This is a genomic window from Terrabacter sp. Soil811 (assembly GCF_001429655.1).
In the GTDB taxonomy this organism is placed as follows: domain Bacteria; phylum Actinomycetota; class Actinomycetes; order Actinomycetales; family Dermatophilaceae; genus Terrabacter.
The window spans coordinates 721,146-740,675 of sequence record NZ_LMSX01000007.1; the positions used below are offsets into that span (position 1 = coordinate 721,146).

General features: G+C 73.1%; 22 protein-coding genes. 8 read left to right on the forward strand and 14 right to left on the reverse strand.

Annotated features, from left to right (window positions below; genetic code table 11):
* Positions 1–83: 83 nt before the first annotated feature.
* From ASH01_RS10210 to ASH01_RS10220, 3 genes are read right to left on the reverse strand one after another with little or no spacing between them, the layout of a single operon-like run.
* Complete coding sequence (locus ASH01_RS10210) at positions 84–374, reverse strand: DUF6510 family protein (RefSeq protein WP_056775007.1); 291 nt, start codon at positions 372–374, stop codon at positions 84–86.
* Between the two features lie 13 nt (positions 375–387).
* A complete protein-coding gene (locus ASH01_RS10215; RefSeq protein ID WP_056775010.1) occupies positions 388–1,143 on the reverse strand; it encodes a ferredoxin reductase in 756 nt (251 codons plus the stop codon).
* Complete coding sequence (locus ASH01_RS10220) at positions 1,113–1,712, reverse strand: sulfite oxidase-like oxidoreductase (protein WP_056775013.1); 600 nt, start codon at positions 1,710–1,712, stop codon at positions 1,113–1,115. The genes ASH01_RS10215 and ASH01_RS10220 overlap by 31 nt, the downstream gene beginning before the upstream one ends.
* Positions 1,713–1,818: 106 nt before the next feature.
* Between ASH01_RS10220 and ASH01_RS10225 the strand changes: the two genes are divergently transcribed.
* Entirely contained in the window at positions 1,819–2,634 is an 816-nt protein-coding gene (locus ASH01_RS10225) for an enoyl-CoA hydratase/isomerase family protein (RefSeq protein ID WP_200961783.1), read from the forward strand.
* Positions 2,631–4,181, forward strand: a complete 1,551-nt coding sequence (locus tag ASH01_RS10230) for a fatty acyl-CoA synthetase (protein WP_056775015.1) — start codon at positions 2,631–2,633, stop codon at positions 4,179–4,181. Before ASH01_RS10225 ends, ASH01_RS10230 begins: the two co-directional genes overlap by 4 nt.
* A gap of 15 nt (positions 4,182–4,196) precedes the next feature.
* Here ASH01_RS10230 and ASH01_RS10235 read toward each other — a convergent pair whose 3' ends face one another.
* The 3 genes from ASH01_RS10235 to ASH01_RS10245 all read right to left on the reverse strand — a co-directional run bounded on the left by ASH01_RS10235 (position 4,197) and on the right by ASH01_RS10245 (position 8,269).
* Complete coding sequence (locus ASH01_RS10235; RefSeq protein WP_056775018.1) at positions 4,197–5,201, reverse strand: YdcF family protein; 1,005 nt, start codon at positions 5,199–5,201, stop codon at positions 4,197–4,199.
* A gap of 66 nt (positions 5,202–5,267) precedes the next feature.
* Positions 5,268–7,280 (reverse strand): acyltransferase family protein, encoded by a 2,013-nt coding sequence (locus tag ASH01_RS10240; RefSeq protein ID WP_082619648.1) that lies wholly within the window; start codon positions 7,278–7,280, stop codon positions 5,268–5,270.
* Positions 7,281–7,612: 332 nt separating this feature from the next.
* Positions 7,613–8,269, reverse strand: a complete 657-nt coding sequence (locus tag ASH01_RS10245) for an HNH endonuclease family protein (protein WP_056775377.1) — start codon at positions 8,267–8,269, stop codon at positions 7,613–7,615.
* 247 nt (positions 8,270–8,516) lie between these two features.
* Here ASH01_RS10245 and ASH01_RS10250 point away from each other — a divergent pair, with 247 nt between their 5' ends.
* A complete protein-coding gene (locus ASH01_RS10250) occupies positions 8,517–9,254 on the forward strand; it encodes a metal-dependent hydrolase (RefSeq protein WP_082619649.1) in 738 nt (245 codons plus the stop codon).
* Between the two features lie 60 nt (positions 9,255–9,314).
* Here ASH01_RS10250 and ASH01_RS10255 read toward each other — a convergent pair whose 3' ends face one another.
* From ASH01_RS10255 to ASH01_RS10260, 3 genes are all read right to left on the reverse strand, one after another.
* Complete coding sequence (locus ASH01_RS10255) at positions 9,315–9,899, reverse strand: M23 family metallopeptidase (RefSeq protein ID WP_200961784.1); 585 nt, start codon at positions 9,897–9,899, stop codon at positions 9,315–9,317.
* Positions 9,812–10,183 carry a peptidase inhibitor family I36 protein gene (locus ASH01_RS23400; RefSeq protein WP_200961785.1) on the reverse strand — a complete coding sequence of 124 codons (372 nt, stop codon included), beginning with the start codon at positions 10,181–10,183 and terminating at the stop codon, positions 9,812–9,814. The genes ASH01_RS10255 and ASH01_RS23400 overlap by 88 nt, the downstream gene beginning before the upstream one ends.
* Positions 10,184–10,337: 154 nt before the next feature.
* Positions 10,338–11,249 carry a class I SAM-dependent methyltransferase gene (locus ASH01_RS10260; RefSeq protein ID WP_056775025.1) on the reverse strand — a complete coding sequence of 304 codons (912 nt, stop codon included), beginning with the start codon at positions 11,247–11,249 and terminating at the stop codon, positions 10,338–10,340.
* A 48-nt stretch (positions 11,250–11,297) separates the two neighbouring features.
* On the opposite strand from ASH01_RS10260, the gene ASH01_RS10265 reads away from it, so the two are divergent.
* Complete coding sequence (locus ASH01_RS10265; RefSeq protein ID WP_056775029.1) at positions 11,298–11,882, forward strand: helix-turn-helix domain-containing protein; 585 nt, start codon at positions 11,298–11,300, stop codon at positions 11,880–11,882.
* 3 nt (positions 11,883–11,885) lie between these two features.
* Here the strand turns inward: ASH01_RS10265 and ASH01_RS10270 are convergent, their stop codons facing one another.
* Together ASH01_RS10270 and pdxY are read right to left on the reverse strand one after the other, a co-directional pair.
* A complete protein-coding gene (locus ASH01_RS10270) occupies positions 11,886–13,154 on the reverse strand; it encodes an ATP-binding protein (protein WP_056775033.1) in 1,269 nt (422 codons plus the stop codon).
* Positions 13,155–13,388: 234 nt separating this feature from the next.
* Complete coding sequence (gene pdxY, locus ASH01_RS10275; RefSeq protein WP_056775383.1) at positions 13,389–14,237, reverse strand: pyridoxal kinase PdxY; 849 nt, start codon at positions 14,235–14,237, stop codon at positions 13,389–13,391.
* 54 nt (positions 14,238–14,291) lie between these two features.
* Between pdxY and ASH01_RS10280 the strand changes: the two genes are divergently transcribed.
* The 4 genes from ASH01_RS10280 (at position 14,292) to ASH01_RS10295 (ending at position 16,553) form a co-directional block, all read left to right on the forward strand.
* Positions 14,292–14,648, forward strand: a complete 357-nt coding sequence (locus tag ASH01_RS10280; protein WP_056775036.1) for a GntR family transcriptional regulator — start codon at positions 14,292–14,294, stop codon at positions 14,646–14,648.
* The gene (locus ASH01_RS10285; RefSeq protein WP_056775040.1) at positions 14,645–15,604 is read left to right on the forward strand and encodes a DUF1648 domain-containing protein; all 960 of its coding nucleotides are present in this window, start codon (positions 14,645–14,647) and stop codon (positions 15,602–15,604) included. The genes ASH01_RS10280 and ASH01_RS10285 overlap by 4 nt, the downstream gene beginning before the upstream one ends.
* A gap of 17 nt (positions 15,605–15,621) precedes the next feature.
* Complete coding sequence (locus ASH01_RS10290; RefSeq protein WP_056775043.1) at positions 15,622–15,951, forward strand: rhodanese-like domain-containing protein; 330 nt, start codon at positions 15,622–15,624, stop codon at positions 15,949–15,951.
* Positions 15,952–16,061: 110 nt separating this feature from the next.
* Positions 16,062–16,553, forward strand: a complete 492-nt coding sequence (locus tag ASH01_RS10295; protein WP_056775045.1) for a CD225/dispanin family protein — start codon at positions 16,062–16,064, stop codon at positions 16,551–16,553.
* A 4-nt stretch (positions 16,554–16,557) separates the two neighbouring features.
* Here ASH01_RS10295 and ASH01_RS10300 read toward each other — a convergent pair whose 3' ends face one another.
* From ASH01_RS10300 to ASH01_RS10310, 3 genes are all read right to left on the reverse strand, one after another.
* A complete protein-coding gene (locus ASH01_RS10300) occupies positions 16,558–17,358 on the reverse strand; it encodes a hypothetical protein (protein WP_056775048.1) in 801 nt (266 codons plus the stop codon).
* 63 nt (positions 17,359–17,421) lie between these two features.
* A complete protein-coding gene (locus tag ASH01_RS10305) occupies positions 17,422–18,282 on the reverse strand; it encodes an Fpg/Nei family DNA glycosylase (RefSeq protein ID WP_056775050.1) in 861 nt (286 codons plus the stop codon).
* A 12-nt stretch (positions 18,283–18,294) separates the two neighbouring features.
* A complete protein-coding gene (locus ASH01_RS10310) occupies positions 18,295–19,407 on the reverse strand; it encodes an App1 family protein (RefSeq protein WP_056775052.1) in 1,113 nt (370 codons plus the stop codon).
* Between the last annotated feature and the right edge of the window lie 123 nt (positions 19,408–19,530).

A 19,530-nucleotide genomic window follows, 5' to 3' on the forward strand; every position in this document is an offset into this window, starting at 1 on the left:
GCGCGGGAGATGGTGACCGACGGCAGGAGTGCGCGTTGCAACGCGCACCTGTGGCACGACGCCGCACCGTTGAGCTGACCCGGCTAGCGCTTCGGGGCCGGCACCCGCAGTGACGTGACGCCGCCGAGGTCGAGCCACACCGCGTCGGGAGTGCGGACGACCCGGACGAGCACGTCGTCGCAGCCCGGGCACCGACCGACGAGGCCCGGCTCGGGCCCGTAGACGCGCAGCGTCGCGACCTCCGCGTCCGCGCCACAGCCGCGACAGTGGACGACGGCCACCGTGACGTCGAGCGCGAAGAGCTCCGAGAGCGGGCCGGCCATGAGGTTGCCGTCGTATGCCGCCGTGGGCCCTGGACCGTCGGGGATCGTCATGGGAGGTCCTCCTTCACGGGCCGCTCGGCCCGAATCGCTCTGTCCGGATGCGGTCGGCCGCGTGGCCGAGCGCGACGAGCAGGTCGGCAGCGCCCTCGACGAAGCCGGTCGGCCCGCACACGTAGCACGTGGGTGCGTCCTCCCCCGTCCAGCCGGGCGCGGCGAGGTCCGACTCGCGCAGCCGGCCGACCGGGCGCTCGTGACCGTCGGGGGCGCGGCGGGTGTGGACGAGCCGGACCTCGACGCCCTCTGTGGCGGCCAGCACCGCGAGCTCGTCGCGGTAGATGACGTCGTCGGGCCCGCGGACCGAGTAGACGAGACGGAAGGGCGGTGCGCCGGGGTCACGGGCCCGCAGGATCGCCATGAGGGGGACGACGCCGGAGCCGCCGGCCACGAGCAGCACGGGCCCGGGCTGCCCGGTGCGCCAGACGAACCAGCCACCGACGGGCCCACGCACGCGCACGGCGTCACCGACCGCGAGACCGTCGGCGAGGAAGGTCGAGACCTCCCCGTCCGGCACCCGCTGGACGGTCAGCTCCACCCGGTCACCGCGCTCGGGCGCCGAGACGGAGTAGCTCCGGGTCGCCGTGTAGCCGTCGGGCGCGGTGAGCCGCACGTCGACGTGCTGACCCGGCAGGTGACCGGGCCACCCGTCGACGTCGAGGACGAGCGTCACTGCGCTGTCGGTCTCGGGACGTCGCTCGACGAGCGTGGCCTCCCGCCACGCGCGCCGGGCACTCAGTCCCCCTGGTACCGCTGCTCGCGCCATGGGTCGCCGTAGTCGTGGTAGCCGAGCTGCTCCCAGAAGCCGGGTGAGTCCTCGAGCATCAGCTCGATGCCGCGCACCCACTTGGCCGACTTCCAGAAGTAGAGGTGCGGGACGAGCAGCCTTGCGGGACCGCCGTGCTCGGGTCGGAGGTCGTCGCCGTCGTAGCCGTACGCGACCCAGGCCTGTCCGTCGAGGAGGTCCTCGAGCGGCAGGTTCGTCGTGTAGCCGCCGTAGCTGTGCACCATCGCGAAGTCGGCGGCCGTCTCGACGTCGGCGAGGAGGGTGTCGAGCGAGACGCCGCGCCACTCGGTGTCGAGCTTGGACCAGCTCGTGACGCAGTGGATGTCGACGGTCACCGTCTCGGCCGGGAGGGCCACGAGCTCGGCCCACGACCACGTGTGGCGGGTGCCGTCCTCCGTCGCGACCCACAGCTCGAACTCGTCGTGGTCGACGTTCGAGGTGGGGCCCGCCGAGAGCACCGGGAAGTCACCGGTGAGGTACTGGCCCGGGGGCAGCCGGTCGTCGCGGCCGCGTGGCCGACCCTGGAACCCTCGTGTCACGAAGTCCATGCCCAGTCACTGTACGGGGCCGCCGACCACGCCGGACGGCATACGCGACCGGTCGTTCCGTGCGCCACCCCTCCCCAGGACGGCTCCGGCGGGGCAGGATGAGCCCGTGACGACGACGGTGCCGATGCTGTCGGTGTCGGACGGCGTGGCCACGATCCGGCTCGCGCGACCCGACGCCGGCAACGCCGTGGACCTGCCGACCGCCATCGCGCTGCGCGACGCGGTCGGCGCGGTCGCGAGCGCCTCCGGGCCGGTGCACGTCGTCGTCCTCCGGGCCGACGGCCGGCTCTTCTGCGCCGGCGGCGACGTGCGCGCCATGGCCGCGGCACCCGAGCGCCGGGCCTTCGTCGCCGAGCTGGCGGGGATCCTGCACGAGACGCTCACGGCCCTGCGCGCGCTGCCGGTCCCGGTCGTCGCGGTGGTCCAGGGCGCCGCCGCGGGCGCCGGTGTCGGCCTCGTCCTCGCCTCCGACGTGGTCCTCGCGGCCGACCACGCGACGTTCGTCGCGGCCTACCCCGGCGTCGGCCTGTCGCCCGACTGCGGCGTCAGCGCACTGCTGCCCGCCGCCGTCGGCGCGCGCCGGGCGGCCCTCTTCCTGCTGACCGGCACCCCCATCGACGCGGCGACCGCGCTCGACTGGGGACTCGTCACCGAGGTTTGCCCCGCCCCGGACCTCGACGCCCGCGCCGGCGAGGTCGTCGCCGCGATCGCCGCCCTCCCCCGCGAGGCCGTCGGCGAGGCAGCCCGCCTGCTGCGCCTCGCGGGTGAGCGCCCGTATGCCGTCCAGCTCGCCGACGAGGCCGCGACCATCGCGCGGCTCGCCGGGGGCGCCGAGGCGGGAGCCCTCCTCGAGTCCTTCGCCGCGCCCGCCCACCGACCCGACCGACCTCGCGAACGCCCCGACCCCGGAGACACCCCATGAGCGTCAGCACCGCGCAGATCACCTCGAGCACCGTCGACGACGTCGTCCGCCGCAGCGCCGCGCGCCATCCGGACCGGGTCGCGCTCGTCTTCGACGACCGCACGTGGACGTATGCCGCCCTCGACGCCGCCGTGTCCCGCGCGGCCGCGCACCTGCTCGGTCTCGGACTCGCCGGCGGCGACCGCGTCGCGACGGTCGGGGTCAACTCCGATGCCTACCTGCTCGCCTACCTCGGCTGTGCCCGCGCGGGCCTCGTCCACGTCCCCGTCAACTACGCGCTGACCGGCCCCGAGCTGACCTACCTGCTGCGCGACTCGGGCGCGCGCGTCGCGCTCGTCGACGTGGCGCTGCGCGACGGCGTCGAGGCCGTGCGCGCCGACACCGACCTCGAGCAGGTGCTGCTGCTCCACGGCGGGGACGACGCCGTGCTGCCGCGGTGGAGCGAGGGCGATGTGCCCACGCTCGACGTCGGGACGCGCGACACCGACCTCGTCCAGCTGCTCTACACCTCGGGCACGACGTCCCAGCCCAAGGGCGCGATGATGACGCACCGGGCCCTCGTCCACGAGTACGTCTCGTGCATCGTCGGCCTCGACCTGCGCGAGGACGACGCCCCACTCCACTCGATGCCGCTCTACCACTCGGCCCAGATGCACGTCTTCCTCCTGCCCTACCTCGCCGTGGGGGCGACGAACCACCTGCTGCCCCGCCCCGACGTCGCGACGATCCTCGAGCGGGTCGCCACGCACGGCATCGGCTCGCTCTTCCTCGCCCCCACCGTCTGGGTACCGCTCTCCAACCACCCGGCGCTCGAGACCGCCGACCTCGGCTCGCTCCGCAAGGCGTACTACGGCGCGTCGATCATGCCGGTCCCGGTGCGTGACCGGCTCCAGCAGCGCCTGCCCGGGCTCGGCTTCTGGAACTGCTTCGGGCAGTCCGAGATCGGCCCGCTCGCCACGGTGCTGCGGCCCGAGGAGCACGCCGAGCGACCCGAGGCGTGCGGCCGCACCGTGCTCTTCGTCGAGGCGCGCGTCGTCGACCCCGAAGGCACGGACGTCCCCGCCGGGGAGTCGGGCGAGCTGCTCTACCGATCGCCGCAGCTGTGCACCGGCTACTGGAACAAGCAGGACGCGACGGCCGAGGCCTTCCGTGACGGGTGGTTCCACTCCGGCGACCTCGTCACCCGCGACGACGCCGGCTACCTCACCGTCGTCGACCGCATCAAGGACGTCATCAACACCGGCGGCGTCATGGTCGCCTCCCGCGAGGTCGAGGACGCGCTCTACACCCACCCTGCCGTGGCCGAGGTCGCCGTCATCGCAACGCCGCACGAACGCTGGGTCGAGGCCGTCACCGCCGTCGTCGTCCTGCGCGACGGACAGACGGTGACCGAGACCGAGCTCGTCGACCATGCCCGCGCCAGCCTCGCGCCCTTCAAGCTGCCCAAGGCGCTCCACTTCGTCGACGAGCTGCCCCGCAACCAGAGCGGCAAGCTGCTCAAGCGAGTGCTGCGTGACGACCTGGCTCAGGGGCCAGCCACGTCGTGACCGCGCGCGGCGCCCTCAGACGGGCAGGACGGCATACGCGAGCCAGGCCGTCCAGGCCGCCCACACGCCGAGGCCCGCGAGGTTGGTGCGCGGGTGGAGCGTCAGCGCGGCGAGGAACTCGCGCACGAAGGCGCTCGGCACGAAGTACCAGGCTGTCGGGCCGCCGGTGACGTCGGCGTCGATGCCGAGGCGCCGGGCCAGCAGCGCCGCGCGGCCGACGTGGTAGTTGCTCGTCACGACGCGCAGGGGCCCGGCGTCGCCGATCCCGCGCGACCGCAGGATCTCGCGTGAGAGCAGCAGGTTCTCCTCGGTCGTCGTCGCGCGGTCCTCGGTCGCGACCGACGCCTGGGGTATGCCGTGGGCCATGAGGTACGCGGTCATGGCCATCCCCTCGGACATCGGCTCGTCGTCGCCCTGCCCGCCGCTCGGCACGAGGAGGCACTCGTGGCCGCGGTCGCGCTCTGCGCGCCACGCGTCGGCGGCCGCGTCGAGCCGGTGGGCGAGCAGCTGCGGCACCGTGCCGCCCACGAGTCCCGAGCCGAGGACGACGACCGCCGCCGGCTCGGCGCGGGCGCGGTGGCGCCGGTAGGTCAGGCAGTAGAGCGCGAAGCTGCCGAAGGCGAGCGCCGGGTAGCCGGGCAGGAGCAGGACGACGATCCCGAGGACCTCCGGCCCCGTCGGGACGGCGGCGATCGCGCCGGCGGCACCGGAGCCGACGATACCCGTCCCGACGGCCGTCGCGGTCAGGATCGCGATGCCGAGGAGCAGCGCGAGGACGTTGGTCGGACCCCGGCCCTGCGGGCGCAGCAGGCGCAGGCCGTTGCCGACGAAGAGGAGTCCCAGCACGACCGAGAGGACCTGCGGGAGCACGAGCACGTCCACCCCGACCGCCGACAGCACGGCCCAGAGGGCGCCGAGGAGCAGGACCCCGATCCGCCATCGGCGCGGGTCGGCACGCGCGAGGTGGACCGCGAGGCCCAGGAGCGCCACGACGAGGAGGAGGTCGAGGGCCGGGCGCATGCGACGAGCATGCCCTCCCGGAGGCCTCGTCGCGAAACCGGCTGGTGGCCGGGGCGTCCCGGCCGGTCAGTCTCCCGACTGCACGAGACAGCCGGGGGCCGGCGCCCCTGCGGCCGGGAAGGCCCGGGCCAGCGCGTCGGCGATGCGCTTGCCGCGCTCGGTGTAGCCCCGCGTCGTGAAGTGGATCCCGTCGTCGACGAACCACGACCGGTGCACCTCGGTGCGCCAGTCGTAGACGCGCATGGTCGGGTAGCGGCTGCACGCGTCGAGCAGCGCCGCGTTCCACTTCTCCATCTCGCGGTCGGCGTAGGGCCCCGAGGTGTCGGTGGTGCGCACCGTCAGCCACAGCACCGGGTGGTTGCCGATCGGCCGCATCAGCAGGTCGATCCGGTCGGCGAGCGGCACGACACCCCCGACGTACTGGTTCGCGACCTCGTTGGTGCCCATCGCGAGGACCCAGCACCCGGCGTACCCCTGCGTGGTCCGTGACGTCACGGCGCTCTCGGCGTTCGGCTGCCCCCGGAACGTCTCGACGATCGAGCGCGCGCCGAGGATGTCCGGCACGAAGCTCGTGACCCCGACGCGGGCGTACTGGGCGGGCAGCCGCGTCGACGCACGGGGTTGGTATGCCGGGTCGACGAGACCGACGGACGTCGAGTCCCCGATGTGGACGAGGGACGTGCACGACGTCCGCGCCGGAGGGTGCGAGGGCGGCGCGGTCGGTGACGTCGGTGACGTCGGGGACGGCGTTGAGGTCGGGGACGGCGGTGACGCGGGTGGGGACGTCGAGGTCGCGGCGGTCGTCGGCGGCGCGGGCGGGTCGCCCGGGTCGAGCGCCCGGTCGTCCGCCCGTCCCCCGCCGACGAGCGCGGCGGCGCTGAGCGAGGTGACGGAGACGAGGGCCAGGGCGATCGTGCCGGCGGCGACGGCCGGCATCGACGGCACGGCGCGCGGCAGGTCGCCGGGTCGCGGCCGTCGCGGGCGGAGGGCGCGCCGGAAGCCGCGCCGTCGGATCGGGTCCTCGACGAGGTTCCACGACAGCGTCGCGAGCAGCAGCGTCAGCCCGAGCTGGAGCGCGCCCCTGAGCCCGTGATGCCCCCGCAGCACGTCCGGGCCGGTCAGGGCGACGACGGGCAGGTGCCAGAGGTAGATCCCGTACGACCGCTCGCCGACCCAGCGCAGGGGCCGGACCCCGAGCAGGCGGCCGAGTCGTGACCGCGGGTGCGACACGACCGCGACGAGGCCGGCCGTGGCGAGGGACAGCAGCAGCAGTCCGCCGCGGTAGAGCGACAGCGAGTACTCGTCCGTGAGCGTCATGAGGGCGAGGACGACGACGAGACAGCCGACGCCGACGCCGTCGAGAGCCCGACGGTCCTTTCGGTCGGACAGTGGTGGCAGTGAGCCGCGGCGCCAGACGAGGGCCACGGCAGCGCCGACGAGGAGTCCTCCGGCCCGCGCGTCGGTGCCCTCGTAGGCCCGCGTGTTGTCGAAGCCCGGCACGGCGAGGAGCCAGAGGAGCACGAACGACGCGAGGGCGAGCACGGTCGTCAGCGTCGCCACGCCACGCAGCCGACCCCGCACGACGACGAGGAGTCCGAGCATGAGCACGGGCCAGACGACGTAGAACTGCTCCTCGACGGCGAGGGACCAGAGGTGGTCGAAGGGTCCCGGCCCGCTGAACCGCTGGAAGTAGGACTCGCCGTCCGAGATCGTCTTCCAGTTGCTCACGTAGAGCAGGGCGGCCACGGACTCGGCCAGGCGCTCACCCGCGGCGTCGGGGTGGGTGACGACGGACACGAACGACACGACGACGAGCAGCACGACGACGGCCGGAAGCAGCCGACGGGCCCGGTGCACGTAGAAGCGGCTGAGTCCGACGGTCCGCGTACGTTCCCACCCGGCGACGAGGACGCCCGTGATGAGGAAGCCGCTGAGCGTGAAGAAGACCCCGACCCCGAGCAGCCCTCCGCCAAGGGCCGGCACACCGAGGTGGTAGCCGACGACAGCCGCCACCGCGAGGGCACGCACTCCGTCGAGCCCCGGCACGTAGGCGGTCGGGCGTTCTGTCGGTCTGGGCATCGGGTCCGCCAGAGGTCGCCGGGATGCCGAGGACCCCGGATGCCAGCAGGCTAGGTCGCACCGCCTCGCGGGTGGTCGACGTGCGCGGCGAACGCGGTTCGGGCGATTCCGGGAGAACGGTGCACCGAGGATGTGACGCCTACGAGCCCGACGAAAGGCGCATTTCCGGTCGAATCGACAGGATTCACGGGGATCTTCACCCCCACAGGGCACCCCGCGTCCCGTAGCGTGTCCTACTGGAAGGGCCGGGATTGACTGCCACTCCACCCCTCCCTCACGGCTTGGCAGTCAGGTGGGGTCCGGCCCTTCCACCTCCCAGGCGTCAGCCGGAGTCAGCGCGCTCGCGAGCACCCGGCGAGGACCCGAGCGATCTGCGCCTTCTCCGCCGCGGTGACCCAGAGGCGGTAGCGCGACTTCACGGCGACCTGACGCGCGACGTAGGTGCAGCGGTAGGCCTTGTTCGGAGGCAGCCACGACGCGGCGTCCGCGTCACGCTTGGCGCTGTTCGTCGGGCCGTCGACGGCGAGCAGGTTGAGCGGGTCGTTGGCGAGCGTCCTGCGCTCGGTCGCCGTCAGCTGCTGCGCACCCGTGACCCAGGCATCGCCGAGGGCAACGACGTGGTCGATCTGCACCTTCGCCGACGTGGCGCGTCCCCGGACGAAGGTGATGCTGCGCCCGGTGTAGGGATCCGCGAGCGTGCCTGAGACGACGACACATCCGTGTGTGCCGGGCTTCAACCGTTCGGCGACGAGGTCGCGGCGCAGCACGTCGTTGCGGGTGTCGCAGCCGTTGTGTCCGAGGCTCACGTCGACGTCGTCGCTCCAGGCGGGGCCGTACGCGTCCCGGTCGTAGCCGGTCTTGGGGGCCCGGCCCTTGACCGGGAGGCCGTCGAGCGTCGAGAGCGCCGCGCGCGCTAGCGCGGGTGTCAGGGGCGGGACGGGGGACGGCCCGGAGCTCGCGGTGGCTCCGCCTGCCGCACTGCCGGGCACGACGCGGGTCGGGGCGTGCGGAAGGCCGGCGCCGGGCGACGGCAGCGGAAGGCCGCAGCCGGCCAGCGCCACGCCCGCCGCGACGAGAACAGCCAGGAGCGGGGGCAAGGAGCGAGCAGGCACGATCGGCAACCCTGCCACACAATGGAATTGGGAGGCATACGGCTCGCCGAGACGGCTGGCCCCCGGTGTCGGCGTCACCGCGCCGGCTGGCTAGAGTCTGCCGTCGTGCGATCGGTGACCCGCGGTGCTCGGTAGGACTCATGCCCTGTCCGGGGCGGTGGCCGTGCTCGCCCTGACGCCGTTGCTGCGTGACCACGGCGTCCCCGTCGAGGCCTGGGCGGTCCCGGTCGCAGCCGTGACCGCGGCGGGCGCCGCAGTGCTCCCGGACATCGACCACGCGCACGCGACACCGGCACGCTCCCTCGGGCCGCTGACGGCCGGAATCGCCTGGTGCGTGGGACTGGTCAGTGGCGGGCACCGCAACGGCACCCACTCGCTCGTCGGCCTGGCGGCCTTCACCGCACTGGGGGCCTACCTGACGAACGTCGGCGGCCTGCCCCTCGGTCTGTTCCTGTCGTTCCTCTTCGCCCTCGCGGCAGCGGCCCTGCGCGTCACGATGGTCCGGGCGACGGTGGGCCACACCCTGCTCTGCCTGCTGATGGGCGCGATGCTGACTCGTGGCGCCGTGCTCGACTCCTTCCCCGTCGACGTCGTGCCGTGGGCGGTCGCGGTCGGGGTGGTGGTCCACCTCCTCGGCGACATGGCCACGGTGCAGGGCTGCCCGCTCTTCTGGCCGGTGCACGGACACCGCTACAACTACCTGGCCCTGAGCACCGACCACACCGTCGAGCGCTACGTCGTCGGGCCGGCTCTCACCGTGGCGGCGGCCTGGCTCGTCGTGACGATGGCCGGCGGTGTGGACGTCATCGGTCCTGCACTCCGGACGACCTGGCGCACCGTCCAGCTCGCCGTCCCCGGCTGAGGCGCCCAGCTGACGCGCCGGTCTCGGGTGTGGCCGAGCGCGTCGGCCACACCCGACGCGTCACTGGCAGCAGGCGTTGTAGCCGCGGTCCATCCAGAACTGGGTGGGCACCGGATTCACGAGCGTCGTGTCGCTGCTGAAGGTCGCCGCGGTCTGGCGCCCGGGGCGCATCTCGACGTGGGTGTGCGTGGCAGGGGCGCCGCGAGCCGCCTCGTCGCCGATCTTCTGGCCCTTCGAGATCGACTGTCCCACCGCGAAGCCCAACGGGTTGAGGTGGAGGTAGACGACGGTCTTGTCGTAGGTGGCGTTGTAGACCGCGAGCGTGGACAGCGCATCCGTCGCGTCGCTGCCCTCGGTCACCCGGGTCACCGTACCGCCGAGGACGGCGAAGACGTCGGCGCCGGACTGGTAGGCGACGTCGATGCCCTCGTGTCGCCCCGGGGTGTTGAGGTAGCCGTCGAACCACGCCGTCACGCGAGCACCCGCCGAGTGGTAGACGCCGTACTCGAACGCGTCGTTGGTGGCGACGCCGACGATGTGGCCGGCATTCTCGTTCTTCAGCTCCGGACGCAGGTCCGCCATGACGCCCGGGTCGACCGAGTCGATGGCCCCGGAGTAGCCGCTCCGGTAGAAGACCGTCGCCACGGCGGCCCCCGGTTCCAGACCGACGCGGCGTTGTTCTTGACGCACTGCCCCTGGCCGTTGCCCGCCGAGACGAAGGTGACGCACCCGGACCCGGTGCCGTAGTCGGACTGGCTGTTCGCGAGGTCGACGAGCGACCCGCCGTTGCCGGAGTTGTAGTAGAGGCAGAACTCGCCCGTCTCGCAGACGCCGTTGCGCGCCGTGGCGGCCTGCGCGGTGGGTGCCGCAGCCACGACGGCCCCGGTGAGCGCGGCCGCGACGGCGGCCGACGCGATCGTCTTCTTCATGGTGTCCCCTGTCGTCGTGGGCCATGGCCCCCGGGCCGTCGGGCGGTCGCCCGACGTTCGTCCCGGATCCGACGCTAGGACAGCCTCTCCCGGCCGGCGCGCCGGAAAGCGGGGAGCACTCCCCATCGGCGTGCCGCCGGCAGACCGGGACCGGTCAGCGGCGCGCGATCGTCACCGTGCGGACGCCGTGCAGGTGCAGGTCGGTGCGGTGGAGCAGACCGTGGAGGCCGTCGTCGTCGAGCAGGGCCTCGAGCGTGCGGTGGTCCTCGGCGTCCAGCCGGTCGGTGAGGCCGTGCGCGAGCCGGTCGAACCAGGCTCGGGCGTAGCGGCCGGCGAGCGGATGGTCCGGCGAGCGCTCGTCGATGACGACGTCGTGCTCGTCGACCACCGTCCAGCCGGCCTCGCGGAGCACCTCGTCCCAGGACGCGCCGATGGAGGGCAGCACCTCGGCGTGCACGGCGGAGAGCACGCCGAGCGCCCGGCCCTCGAAACCGGGACGGCCGAGACCGAGGTCGTCGGGCAGGAAGCGCAGCGGCTCGTCGAACTCGGCCACGGCGACCAGACCCCCGTCGCGGGTGATCCGACGAAGGTCGGAGAGAGCGCGGTTCGGGTCCGCGAGGTGGTGCAGCGACATCGAGGCCCAGGTGAGGTCGATCGGGTCCAGGTCGGGCCATCCGGCGTCGAGGTCGGCCACCACGGTGCGGACGCGGTCGCCCACGCCGGCGGCCCGCGCCTTGGCGTCGACACGCGCGAGGGCGAGCTCTGAGACGTCCACGGCGACGACCTCGGCGTCGGGCAGCCGGCGCGCCAGTCCGAGCGTGCCGGTGCCGGTGCCAGCACCGAGGTCGACGACCCGGGCGGGCGCGCCCTGCTCGTCGGCCGGCGACGACACCAGGGCCGCGGTGACGCGGTCGAGCGCCGCGTCCCAGTAGGTCCGGAGCACGTCGCCGTCGAGGTCGAGCAGGTCGGCGCCCTCGGCCTCGGACGCCAGGTCGTCGTGGCTGTGGCCGTCGTGGTCACCGTGTCCGTGGTGGGCGGGGGCGTCTCCGTGCTGTGCGTGCGACATACGTGTCACGGTAGGACACCGTTGCGCACACGGCATACGATCTTGCCGATGACGCAAGAACTCGACCTCGACGCAGTGATCCGCGCCCGCATCCGCGGCCTCCGCGTCGCCCGCGGGTGGTCCCTCGACGCCCTCGCCGGCCGGTGCGGCCTCAGCCCGTCGACGCTGAGCCGGATCGAGACGGGCCACCGCCGGATCGCCATCGACCAGCTCGGTCCGATCGCCCGCGCGCTCGGCACGACCATCGACGAGCTCGTCGACCTCGCGAGCGACGACGACGTCGTCATCCACCCGCGCCGGGACACGACCCAGGGGCGCACGACGTGGTTGCTGACGCGTGAGGACGAGCCGCACGGTCTGGTCGTGGCCAAGATGCGGATCACGGCCACGCGCCACAGCGGCCGGCTCGGCGTGCACCCGGGTCACGAGTGGTTCACCGTGCTCTCGGGGACGGCTCGGCTGCACCTCGGCGAGCGCGTCGTGCTCGTCGAGGAGGGCCAGTCGGCGCAGTTCTCGACGATGGTCCCGCACGCCATCACCGCCGACGACGAGCCGGTCGAGGTCATCCTCGTGCTCGACCGGGACGGACGGCGCGCGCACCTCGACGTCGCTGCGGGCGAGGCGCCCGCGTAGCCCTCAGGACTGGGTGCGCAGGTACCGCCCGAAGTGGGGCACCGTGAAGGCGATGAGGCCGCGCTCGCCGGAGTAGATGAGGCCCTTCTTGATGAGGGCGTCGCGCGCCGGCGACAGCGACTGCGGCTTGCGCCCCAGCACCTCCGCCACGGCGGACGTCGGCACGGCCTCGCGCTCGGTCACCCCGTCGCGGACGTATGCCGTCTCGACCGCGATCGCTGCGTCGCTCCCCTCCGCGTCCCCCTCCCCTGCGGGCGGGTTGACGAGGGCCGCGTCGGCCATGGCCCGGAGGTACTCGCGCTCGGCCGGCGTCGCCCGCTCGAAGCGTGAGCCGAAGAAGCCGACGGCGAGCTCGGACTCGGCCTCGGGCACCGCGACCCGGATGTCCTGGGCGGTCACGGGTGAGGAGGGCGCGACATCCCACACGACCTTGCCGTAGGCCTGGATGAAGTACGGGTAGCCGGCCGTCACGGCATACATCTCGTCGAGCGCCTCGGGCGTGAACTCGCACCCCTCCTCGGTGGCCGGCCCGACGAGGGCGCGGTCGGCGGAGTCGCGAGGCAGCCGGTCGATGCGCGAGTAGCGGAAGAGCCTCTCGGAGTAGGACTTCGAGGCCGAGAGCACCGCGGGCAGGTGGGGCAGGCCGGCACCGACGACGATGACGGGCAGACCCGACTGCGAGATCTCGTGGCACGCCGCGCAGAGCGCCGACACGTCGTCCGGGTCGAGGTCCTGCATCTCGTCGATGAAGACGGCGACGCCCTTGCCGACGTCGGCGGCGAGGCCACCGATGTCGGTGAAGAGCTCGACGAGGTCGATCTCGATGTCGCCCGAGTCGGCGCGGCCGGTGACGGCCGGGACATCGATGCCCGGCTGCCACTTGTCACGCAGCTTCGCGCCCGTCGGGGCGTCACGCAGCGCGAAGGCCTTGATGATGCCGAGCACGTGGTCGACGTCCTCGCCGCGCGGGTGACCGAGCTCGCGCACGGCCTGGTGCGCGGCCGCGGCAAGCGGTCGCCGCAGCCGCTGGTCGGGGCGGGCCTCGAACTTGCCCGTGCCCCAGTCGGCCCGCACGGCCGAGCTGCGCAGGGCGTTGAGCAGGACGGTCTTGCCGACGCCGCGCAGGCCGGTGAGGACGATCGAGCGCTCGGAGCGTCCGCGGGCGATGCGCTCGAGCACGACGTCGAAGGTGCGCAGCTGCTCGTCACGGCCGGCGAGCTCGGGCGGGCGCTGGCCCGCCCCCGGGGCGTACGGGTTCGTGATCGGGTCCACGATCGGAGGCTATACGCATCTCTACCGAAAACCTGAGACATCCCGATCGACCCTGATCGGCGCGTCGTCCGAACGCCGGGGCGGAGCGCGAGGCCGACACCGACTCCATGGATACCGAAGTCATTTGATTCGGATTCCACTGAATTCAGGCATGAAAAAGCGCCGTTCCGCACGGTCAGGGGTGGTCATGCGGAACGGCGCGTTGCGACTATAACGCGCTCTGGGGCGAAACGGTCAACTGATCGAAGAGATTTCAAAAACTTCGTCGGGGTGCGCGATCGCGTCCTGCTCGGCGACGAGGAGCATCTCGTCCGAGCCGCTCGCGTGGGTGCGCTCGAGCACGGCATACATCGTCGCCGCGGTGCGGCGCAGGGCCACTTCCGGGCCGTCCGTCAGGTAGTGCGCGAGGAAGACCGCAGCGGTCACGTCACCACCGCCGCGCACCGTCATCGGCAGCATCGGGGTCGTCACGACCCAGGCGTCGTCGGCGGTGACGCACGCCATCTGGATCGAGCCCTCAGGCGTGTCGGAGGTCAGCGCGCTCGTCACGAGGACGACGCTCGGCCCCTGCGCGACGAGCTCGCGCGCCGCGGCGACGAGGTCGGCCTGCGTCGACACCGGGCGACCGACGAGGAACTCGAGCTCGAACAGGTTGGGCGTGACGATGTCGGCCTTCGGCACGACGTGGTCGCGCATGTACTCGGGGATGCCCTCGCGCACGAAGAAGCCGCGGCCGACGTCGCCCATGACCGGGTCGCAGCAGTAGACCGCGGCGGGGTTGGCCGCCTTGACCCGCGCGACGGCGTCGAGGACGACCTCGCCGACCGCCTCGGCGCCCTGGTAGCCGGAGAGCACCGCGTCGATGGCCGGGAAGGCCCCCCGCTCCTCGACGCCGTCGATGACGGCCGCGACGTCGGCGGGCGCGATGAGCGGGCCTCGCGTCGAGCCGTAGCCGGTGTGGTTGGAGAAGGTGACCGTGAGCACGGGATAGACCTCGTGCCCGAGCCGCTGGAGCGGGAAGACCGCGGCCGAGTTGCCGGCGTGACCGTAGGCGACGTGGGACTGGATCGACAGGATCTTCACGGCCTCCACCCTAGCCGCTTGTCTTGACGATCTATTTCTAGTGATACTAGAACTATGTTGTGGCAGGTAGACCCCACGTCGAGCACGGCGTTGCACGTGCAGGTGGCCGCCTGCGTCCGACGCGAGATGGCCTCCGGACGCCTCGCGAAGGGCGACCGCCTGCCCTCGGCCAAGGAGGTCGCCGGCGTGCTCGACGTCAACCTCCACACGGTGCTCCGCGCCTACCAGTCCCTCCGGGACGAGGGGCTCATCGACCTGCGCCGCGGCCGCGGGGCCGTCGTCAGCACCTCCGACCCCGGAGGTGACGCGCGGCTGCGCACCCTCGTCGCCGAGCTCGTCGCCGAGGCTCGGCTCGTCGGCGCCACCCCGGCCGACCTCACCCGACTCATCGAGAGCGAGTTCCAGCGATGACCACCGACCGTCGCCCGACCCACGCCCTGGTCGCGAGCGCCGTGCTGGCTCCCGTCGTGGCCGCGGTCGGCACCGGGCTGGCGTATGCCGTCCGCGACCTGGTGCCGGACCCCGTGGCCGTCCACTGGGGCTTGGACGGCGAGCCGGACCGCTGGCAGCCCTTCGGGGCGGCCGTCGTCACCGCGGCCGTCATCACGACGGTGATGCCACTGGCCCTCGTCGGCCTCGGCGCGCTCATGCACCGCTCCGCCCGGGGTCCGCTCGCCGCCGTCGCCGGTGGCCTCGCCGTGTTCCTCGGCGGCGTGCTCTTCGGTGGCCTCCTCGCGCAGCGGCCGGGACAGGTCCCGCAGGCGTTCCCGCCGCAGTGGGCCGTCCCGACACTCGTGCTGACCGCCCTCGTCGCCGTCGGGCTCTGGCGCTGGGGACGCACGACGCCACCCGAGGTCACCGGTGCCCGCGCGCCCCTGCCCGCCGACGCGCCTCGGCTCGACGTCACACCGACGACCCGGCTCGCGTGGACGGGGCGGGCGAGCCTGCGCGTGGGCCCGACGGCGGCGCTCGCGGTCGTCGTCGCGCTACCGCTCGTCTGGGTGGCGCTCGCCGGGTTCGCCTGGGTCTGGCTGCTGGCGCTCGCCCTCGGGGCTCTCCTCGCTCTCACCCTCTCGGCGCGCGTCACGGTCGACGCCTCCGGCCTGCGGGTCTCGAGCGCCGGGCTCTCGTGGTCCCGCGTGCCGCTCGAGCGGGTGGCGTCGGCCGGGACGACGACCGTCTCCCCGTTGCGCGAGTTCGGCGGCTGGGGCTGGCGGATCGGCGTCGACGGCCGGCGTGGCTACGTCACCCGCGCCGGCGAGGCCCTCGTCGTGCACCGCGTCGGCGAGCCCGACGTCGTCGTCACGGTCGACGACGCCGACGAGGCCGCCGCCGTGCTCAACACCCTCGCCGCACGCGTGGGATGACGAGGGCCCGTGTCAGGATGGACGGCATGAGCATCCCCACGACGACCGTGTCCGAGCTGCCCGACGACGCCGTCCTCGTCGACGTCCGCGAGGCCGACGAGTGGGCCGCCGGCCACGCCCCCAACGCCATCCACATCCCCCTCGCGGAGCTGCCGGCACGTATCGACGAGCTGCCCGAGACCGACGACACCGTCGCCATCGTCTGCCGGATGGGCGGCCGGTCGGCCCGCGCGGTCCAGTGGCTCGTGCACCAGGGCTACGACGTCGCCAACGTCGAGGGCGGGATGCTCGAGTGGGAGCGGGCCGGCAAGCAGCTCAGCGCGGACGGCGACCCCACCATCATCTGACTCGGGGCGATTCGTCCGGTTCACACCCGCACGCGCCTACTCCGTGTAACGCTGTCGCTCCTGACGGGTCTCACCAGTGACCGACCCGCCGAGCCAGGAGCACCCGGACCATGGACGACCGTCGACCCGATCCCACGCAGGACACCTGGTCGCAGTGGCTGCCCGACCTCGAGTCGCCGGACGCTACGGCCTCGAGCGCCCCGAGCGCGCCGAGCGCGCCGAGCGCGCCGATCTCACCGGTGATGCCGCCGCCCGTCCCGCTGCCGCCGCCCGCAGGCCGGGTCGACCCGCTGCCGTATGCCGCCACCCCCATCGCCGAGTGGGTGGGCCCCCGCAGCGGCCAGGCCCCGCCACCGCCGACCCGCCTCGGCTGGGCGATCCTGTGCACGATCTGCTGCTTCACGCCCTTCGGGATCGTCGCGATCATCAAGTCCACCCAGGTCAACGCGAAGTGGGCCCTCGGCGACTGGGACGGGGCGCGGGCCGCCTCACGGTCGGTCAAGACGTGGTGCCTGGCCGCCGCCGCGGCCTGGCCCGGATCCTTCATGCTCTTCAGCTGCCTGGGCATCGCGAACGGCGGCCACGTCTCGATCCACCTCTGACCCGTCAGGCGACCGGGATCGTCGACGGTGGGGTGCAGACGAGCTCGTCGCCCTGCGGCGCCGCGGAGGCCGCCTCGAGGACGCCGCCGCCGACCGCGGACGGTCGGGCCTGCCCGGCACGATCGGAGACCTGGACGCAGAACTGCCACTGCTTGACGGCCGGGTCGACCGGGGTCCGCGGGGCCTCGAAGGAGTCACCCGGCACGTCGAGCGTCGGCGGCGACACGGCATACGCCTTCCCGGTGATGCTGGCACCGGGCGCGATCGTGTGGCCGCCCATGACGGGCGCCGCCGCGAAGCGGACGTTCGGGCCGGGAGCGAAACCCTGCTTGCTGAGGCGGAGGACGCCGGACTCCTCGTAGACCCACGCGTGCTTGGCATCGACGTCCATGGGCAGCGTCGCGCTGCCGAGGTCGGCGGGCACGACGTCGTAGGCGAGGACGGGCTTCGTGCCCGTGTTGGTCAGCGTGTAGTCGACGACGAGGCCGGGACTCGCCGCGATGCCGGCACCTGTCACGCCCACCTCGGGCCCTCCCGGCGCCATCGTCGCCTCGAGGCGCACGCCGCCCGACGTCGCCGTCTCGGCGCCCGCGCCGGCGTCGACCGTCGAGCCGGCCGTGGCCGACGGACCGTCGCCACCGGCGGGCGTGGCGGCCCCGGGTGACGGCGTCGCCTGCCCGCAGGCACTCGTGACGAGCACGGATCCGAGGGCGAGCGCGACGAATGCTCGACCGGGACGAACCGGGTGGAGGGGACCGCGCAGGACGTGGTGGGTCAACGGCTTCATGACGATGAAGACAACCACGAGACCGGAAGCGTTGCATTCCGGACGAATCCGCGCCGGGCCATCATGCCTGACGGGACGTGCTCACTTGAGCAGCTTGGACATCCGTCGGTCGGCGAGCGGCTTGCCGCCGGTCTGGCAGGTGGCGCAGTACTGCAGCGACGTGTCGGCGAACGACACCTCGCGGACGACGTCGCCGCACTCCGGGCACAGCTGGCCGGTGCGCGCGTGGACCCGCATGCCCGCGCGCTTGGCGTCCTTGAGCTCCTTGGCCGGCTTGCCCGACGCCGTCGTGACCGCGCTCTTCAGCGTGTCGCGCAGGGCGGCATACAACCGGTCGACCACCTCGGGGGCGAGCGTGCCCGCGATGGCGAACGGGCTGATCTTGGCGACGTGGAGGATCTCGTCGGAGTAGGCGTTGCCGACGCCGGCGATGAACTCCTGGTCGCGCAGCAGGCCCTTGATCTGCGTGCGCCGGCCCTCGAGCATCGAGCGGAACTGCTCGAGCGTGAAGTCGTCGGCCATCGGGTCGGGACCGAGGCGCGCGATGCCGGGCACCTGGGCCGGGTCGGTGACGATGTAGGCCGCGAGCGACTTCTTCGTGCCGGCCTCGGTCAGGTCGAAACCGGAGCCGTCGGACAACCGCACCCGGAGCGCGATCGGTGACTTGCCCGGTCGCAGGACGGTCATCGGCAGCTGGTCGGACCAGCGCAGCCAGCCGGCCCGCGCGAGGTGGAAGACGAGGTGGGTGCCGTCGGCGTCGATGTCGAGGAACTTGCCGTGGCGGTGGACGCCGTCGATGGGTGCGCCCTCGAGCGCCTGCGGTGGCGGGTTGAACGTCTTGAGCACGCTGAACGAGGCGAGCTCGACCTTCGTGACGGCAAGGCCGTCCGTCCGCTCGGCGAGGAAGTCGACGAGCGCCTGCACCTCCGGCAGCTCAGGCATGGCCCCAGTCTGTCACCCGGAGCCGACGGAACGGCCCGGACGCGAGGGCTGCTCGTCGGCAGCGACGACCTCGCCGACCTTGCCGGCGCCCTCGAGGACGCGGAGCATCCCGTGCCCGTCCGCAGCCGAGAAGGTCGGCACGGACCGCGACGCCCAGGGACGGATGGGCGAGTCGATCTTCATCGGGTTGGAGAGCACCTGCTCGGTCGGCGACAGGTGCCGGATGCAGATGGCGTCGACGCGGTCGGGGCGCGCCTCGGCGAAGTCGGCGTAGATCTGGGGGTCGTGCTGGCCGTCGTCGCCGACGAGCAGCCACGTGATCTCGGGGAAGTCGCGGGCGAGGCGGTCGAGGCAGGTGCGCTTGTGCGCCTGTCCGCTGCGGAACCACCCGGTGTTGGTGGGCCCCCAGTCGGTGAGCATGAGCGGACCGAGCGGGAAGCCGTTCTCGACGAGGAAGCGGTTGAGGGTGGCGGCGGCGTTCCAGGCGCCGGTCGACACGTAGACGATGGGCGCGCCCGGGTGCGCCGAGAGGATGCGGCGGTACATCGGTGCCATGCCCGACACCGCGTGACGCGCCTTGCCCCTGCGGACGAAGGTGTTGAACGCCGCGATCATCGGGCGGGGCAGCATCGTCGTGATGACGGTGTCGTCGATGTCGCTGACGATGCCGTGCGTCACGCCGTCGGCGACGATGAAGACGTCGGCCGCGACGGGGTCGGTGCCCTGCACCTCGACGACCACCTGCTGCCAGCCCGGGGCGAGGCCGTGGTCGCGGGCGACGATGTCGACGTGTCCGCCGCGGTCGGACCGGCCGTAGACCTCACGGTCACCGGCGGTGACCTTGACCGGGACGCCCGTCGCGGGCGAGGTGATGAAGGCGCGCCAACCCCGGTCGTAGTGGGCCGGGCTGAGGGCACCGGTCGCGTCCTGCCTGGCCTCCGGACCCTCGACGTCCTCACGGCCCTTGCGCCCGAGGAGGATCCGCGCATAGACACGGACGAAGGAGGACGAGCCGTAGCCCACGTGGGTGATGACCCGGTTGCCCCAGCCGCGGCTGCGGAGCACGCGCTCGACCTGCTCGTGGACGGCGTCCTCCACGATGGCGGCCGCGTGCGGTCGGGACATGGCCACAACCTACCCGGCGGGGGTGTCGGGCGAGCAGAGGGAGCGCGGCGGGGGCGCGGCGGGCGCGCGGCGGGCGCGCGGCGGCCGGGTGCCAACAGGTGGACCCCGGCGGGCGCCGGGTCG